Below are 1,752 nucleotides of genomic sequence, written 5' to 3' on the forward strand. Positions count from 1 at the left end.
TGAAAAATCTTTATAACTTTCAACTTCTTTAGGGATAGCAAGACCAAGTTTAGTTACTTTTATATCCTCACGCATTTGCACATTTCTCTCATAGCTGACCCCTTGATTTAAATATAATACTTCATCCCTAGTTTCTTTATGGTTTGGATAGAAATAATAGCCTGTTTTAGCATCAAATCTGAACATATAAGCTAGAACTTGCAAATAGTCTCTATTTGCTATATTTTGAATTGGTTTATATTTTGCATCGGCAATTATTCTATTTTCTTGATTACGTCCAATAAAGTCTGGATAAACTAACCCAATTTTCGTTCCTAAATGTCTACTAAACAATCTTTGAGATCCACTACCGCCCTTATTTTTGGGATGATAAAAATCTGTACTAACTAATGTATCAATATATTCTTCCCACAACCATGCTCCATCAAATAAAATACCATGAATTTTCTCTCTACCATTACCAATATAATGCTTATGACGCTGTAAAATTGTTAAACAAAGTTTCTGCAACTCTCTATATTCCTTGTAATAGGCATGTCGTATAGGTCGCTTATTATTAAACACTATTATTTTATTTCTATCCATAAGATTATAACTTGTAGTAACTTCACGAATTTCCTTCACTTCATTCCTGATGCTACTCAACACGCCTGCGCCTTCTTTGCTTTTTTTAATAAATTCTATCGTATGTCTAATTAACTGAAGTATATAATTATCATATGAAAACTCTCTCTGAGAATAAGCAATATTACCTATAAAAGGTGTGTTATTTTTAATGTGCCTTTGAATATCAATAGTGCCCTTTATATTATTATTGTTATATTCATTTCTTGTATATTGCTTGAACAGACCTTTACGCATAGCTTTCTTTAAATAATATGGAAAAATAAATATAAACAAATCAATAATTTTATTGTCTTTGTCGATTATCGTATTTAGATCAATAACATAAGGTATTTTCAAAACATTTTCTATTAAATATTGAAAAAAATAATCTTGTTGTCCTTTCGAAAAACGCGATTCAATGATTAAATTTTCTTCATTATAGCCTAGAAACCCCATAATATTACTAGTACGATATTCTTTTCCAACTTTATTAAGAATAAATTGATCTGCTGTTATACCTTCTTGATCTTTTAAACTATTAGGAAACACAAATATGCCCGTCTCATCAAGTTCTGATATACTTTTATCTAATATTGAAGAAATTATATTGGGAATCTCGCTAAACTCATTGGAAGATTCAGTAGAATTATCCTTAATTTTAACCAATTTCATCTTCTGAACCTAATTCTGAACTTATTTGTGGATGATCATAAGACGATTTAAATGATTCCATAATCTCTTCTTCATTAAACATGCCTCTAATATAATCAGATAAAAGCGGTTCTAAAAAATCCTCCCATAGTTCTTCAAAACTTATATCTTTTAATTTTAAGAAATAAGCAGCCCCTATATGATAATTTCTATCCAATTCATCTATTTGAGATATTGTATCGTTAAGACTAATCATTCTATTAACAGCTTCTTCTTTTTTATCTCCGAGTGACTCTAACATTTCTAAATTTTCATTTGCCTTAATTTCAATAAATCTAAATCTACGTCTCATCGCAAAATCAAAAGTATCTACAGAACGATCGATATCATTCATAGTTCCTATAATATATACATTATCAGGAATATAGAATTTGTCTTTTTCAGACTCCATATTTGAATACTGTGTTTTTACTGCTCAAGCAATCCCTCTATAAC

Annotated in this window: 2 protein-coding genes; both read right to left on the reverse strand. The window is 28.9% G+C overall.

Annotated features, from left to right (window positions below; all coding sequences use genetic code 11):
* Positions 1-1,278: 5-methylcytosine restriction system specificity protein McrC (locus tag CD150_RS12755; protein ID WP_103161654.1), on the reverse strand; the 1,278-nt coding region annotated here is incomplete at its 3' end.
* Entirely contained in the window at positions 1,265-1,708 is a 444-nt protein-coding gene (locus CD150_RS12760; protein ID WP_240621239.1) for a 5-methylcytosine-specific restriction endonuclease subunit McrB, read from the reverse strand. The genes CD150_RS12760 and CD150_RS12755, both read right to left, overlap by 14 nt.
* Positions 1,709-1,752 lie beyond the last annotated feature (44 nt).

Source organism: Staphylococcus ureilyticus (genome assembly GCF_002902235.1).
GTDB lineage: Bacteria > Bacillota > Bacilli > Staphylococcales > Staphylococcaceae > Staphylococcus > Staphylococcus ureilyticus.